The 3,369-nt window shown below is 31.9% G+C and carries 5 protein-coding genes; all 5 read right to left on the bottom strand.

The features are described from left to right. Window positions 1-247: 247 nt before the first annotated feature. On the bottom strand, window positions 248-760 hold the full coding sequence (locus Q1A73_RS24340; RefSeq protein ID WP_299611384.1) for a hypothetical protein: 513 nt from the start codon (window positions 758-760) through the stop codon (window positions 248-250). A gap of 138 nt (window positions 761-898) precedes the next feature. Further along, window positions 899-1,540: a hypothetical protein gene (locus Q1A73_RS24345; protein WP_299611387.1), complete on the bottom strand. Its 642-nt coding sequence runs from the start codon at window positions 1,538-1,540 to the stop codon at window positions 899-901. A gap of 402 nt (window positions 1,541-1,942) precedes the next feature. Next, on the bottom strand, window positions 1,943-2,227 hold the full coding sequence (locus Q1A73_RS24350; RefSeq protein ID WP_299611390.1) for a hypothetical protein: 285 nt from the start codon (window positions 2,225-2,227) through the stop codon (window positions 1,943-1,945). Between the two features lie 193 nt (window positions 2,228-2,420). Beyond that, window positions 2,421-2,768: a hypothetical protein gene (locus tag Q1A73_RS24355; protein WP_299611393.1), complete on the bottom strand. Its 348-nt coding sequence runs from the start codon at window positions 2,766-2,768 to the stop codon at window positions 2,421-2,423. Window positions 2,769-2,770: 2 nt separating this feature from the next. Further along, window positions 2,771-2,971, bottom strand: a complete 201-nt coding sequence (locus Q1A73_RS24360) for a bacteriocin immunity protein (protein ID WP_299611417.1) — start codon at window positions 2,969-2,971, stop codon at window positions 2,771-2,773. Window positions 2,972-3,369 lie beyond the last annotated feature (398 nt).

Raw genomic sequence — 3,369 nt, forward strand, 5'->3', positions numbered from 1 at the left:
ACGATAATGAACAAATTATTGCAGTAAATATTCCGAATAGAATTTTTTTCATTTCTTTTTTGTAATTAATGCTAACGCCAAATATATGAATCGGAGCAAGGCAAGCAAACCTAAACCAATTGATTTATCCGTGCGTTTTTATTTCTTGTTTAATTTATAAAAATCTAGCGCCAGCACAAAAAGGAAATGACCTTTTGATCTAGCACACTTTGCTCTGATTTCATATATGATGTTATCAGCTTTTTTTTTAGTTTTGCTGTTCTTTCCATTTCTCAAATTCCAATCTAGATTCCTTGAGTTTATTTTTTATTTCAGGCCAATCTGATTGATTACATATTCCAATACTAATAGAGTCATAATTGTCAATTGGTAACCTGTCAAACAGTTTAGGCTTACCAGACTCACAACTTACAAAAATCTCGCAGTGATGCCCTAAAGGGAATTGGATTAAATAGTTATTTTTTAGAAATAAGATATGAGAAACCGTCAAGTCCGCAGTCTCTATATCATGTAAATTCTGATAGTCGAAGATCATGTTGAATTTCACAGGAGTAAATTCTTCAATTGGCGACCTTACAGAAACAAGTCTGAATACATTGTCTTTTAAGATGTCCTTTTGTAATGCATCTATTTTTTGAGATTCCCTATCGGTTAGTTCTTCTCTTTCAGAAATTACTTTTTTTAGACTTTCAGATAATCGATTACCACTTTTAATTAAAGTATCTTTTGATAATATTCTATCTATTTCTAAGTATCTCATTAAAATATATTGCTGATAACGTTCTGTGTATGGCTTATTGCGGAATTTTCCGAAGGAAGATTCCAATGAGCTACTAAAGTAGCAAATTTGCAATGAATTCCGTTTAAGGAATTCAGCCGCAATGAGCTATACACTTTGTTACCACACGTTTTTATTTATTCCGATTAATTTTTTCATTACTTGATTATAGCGATACAAAATTCGCATTTCACTTTGACTTGGTTCAAAAATATACTTGTAATGCACATTATATAATTTGGTAATTTCTTTAATTCTTTTAGTTGATTCGTCCGTTCGCCAATCAATTCCAACTGCGAGAATTATACGTTTTCCATTTGCAAAGTCCACATTCGCTTGATTTTCGCTGTATTTATTATAGAATTCAGGTTCAAGTTGAGAATCAAGTTTAATAGCTAAATTTTTGTCAGATATCCCAAGTTTTAAAGTGTCTTTAATTTCACTGAAGTCAAATTCAAATTGTCCGTTAAAAACGGGTGAATGTTCATTTACTATGATTCGAATAGAATCCTTTAAAGTTGTCTTTAATACAAAAACTCCATTTGAGTCAGTTTCGATTTCGGTTATGCTATTTCTCTGTTTTAATTTGATTTTACTTTTTCTTTTGTTTAAGTTTTTAGCATATTGATTATCCTCATCTCTATGTAATACAAAATCGGTAGCTTCAGATTTATAAAACTCTACTTTCCCAACAATTTCTTTTTGCGAGTAAAGACTTTGCTGGAAAATCAAAATTGTTAATATTAATATCGTTTTTCTCAAATGTGTGGTAACGTTTAATATATGTGTCGTAGCAGGGCAAAATGTTACCTTGTTTTTCGATTTTTCTGCGCATTGGTTGCCAACTTGACTATTCTGCAAGCATTGCGCCTTACCAAAAATACAAGAACCATTCGATTGATCACTTTGCTGCTATGATCACATATATGTTGTTACAGCACGTATTTTTTTACGTAATTATTGCGTTTCAAAGTTCCCTTTCGGTTAATTCTCCTCAAAACTCTTCATTTAGTCGTCCGAGTAATGTCCGCCGCGCGTTTTGATTGCGTTTCGTTCCTCAATCTTAGGTTTTTCTTTCAGATTCTAGTTAAACTTTCACAAATCCGTCATTTTGCCGTTTGAGTAATGTCAGTCGTTGCGTTATGCTTTTCAGATTTCTTTAATTTAAAGTATTCCAAGCCATATGAGAATAAACAAAGCCCAAAACATAGAAATATTCCAAATAACCACTTTTCTTTTTTTCTTATCTATAAATTTTTTTCTTGCGATAAACTTGTAAGCATAAAAAGAAATTAATCCTAAAAGGTAAGAAAGAACCAAATGGCTAAGTCCATAACCAATAAAAGATGCATTAAACTCCCCTCTATCAAGTACTCCATAACCAATACCAATAATAAAGATAATTATAACTCTTAATATAATTTTACCATCTAGTTTCTGTAAATTCATTTTAGTTTTTGATGTGCTGTAACGTTTAATATATGTGTCGTAGCAGGGCAAAATGTTACCCTACTTTTTGATTTTTCTGCGCATTGGTTGCTAACTTTTACTTTTTGCAAGCATTGCGCTACTGCAAAAATACACAGACTTTTCGATTGATCACTTAGCTGCTATGATCACATATATGTTGTTGTAGAGCGTTTTATTTATTTTTCAATTCAATTTTTCGTCCATCCAAATCTTGAATTAAAGCGGTCAAACCCCATTCAGTTTCTTTAGGTTCTGATAATATTTTCCAGTCAGAACTTGATAAATCAATAATTTTACTTTTCAAACCTTCAATGTCAAATCCTAGTCTTATTGAATTATCAGCCTTCTCCATTGATTTGGTCAAAGGATATATCTCAAATACGAATCCATTTAGTTCAGATGCGTAATGAAGTGGACCATTTCCATGTTGGTGATAGTCAAATTCAAATCCAAGTCTCTCATATTGATCTTTTAAAATCTCAGGATTTGATGTTCGTATTACGAGTAAGTTTAATCTCAAACTTATAATTGAATAGGTTTATAACTTAATGCTTTGTCGACAATCTGTTCAGGTGTCAATTCATCATAATATATTAAGTCAGACACTTCTGGATCCGGGACATTTTGTTCCAAAATTTCTAATAGTCGGTCGATTTCTTTTTCCGTTTTGTTTTCAACGTTTATAATTTCTTTTACCAACTCAATCAATTCTCTTCTAGTCATCTTTTCAATGCTCTACAACGTTTAATATATGTGTCGTAGCAGCGCAAAATGTTACCCTGCTTTTTGATTTTTCTGCGCATTGATTGCTAACTTTTATTTTCATCAAGCATTGCGCCTTCATAAATATACAACAACCAATCGATTGATTACTTTGCTGCTATGTCACATATATCTTGTTATCGTGCGTTCTTTTTTCAGTCACAAATCTTACTAGACTAGCCAAGCAAGGTGATATTACATGCGTAATTATTCCGTCAATTTTATTTTTCTTTCTCGCGATCATCTTGCAATCATTGGATTAGTAACAGACCTTACCAAATAAACCTGAACTTTTTTTCGTCAGAAGCTGATCAGCCAAAAAAGCGATTTTTTAGCACGTTTTACTTGCGTAAACCTCC

The organism is uncultured Aquimarina sp. (assembly GCF_947492115.1).
Taxonomy (GTDB): Bacteria; Bacteroidota; Bacteroidia; order Flavobacteriales; family Flavobacteriaceae; genus Aquimarina.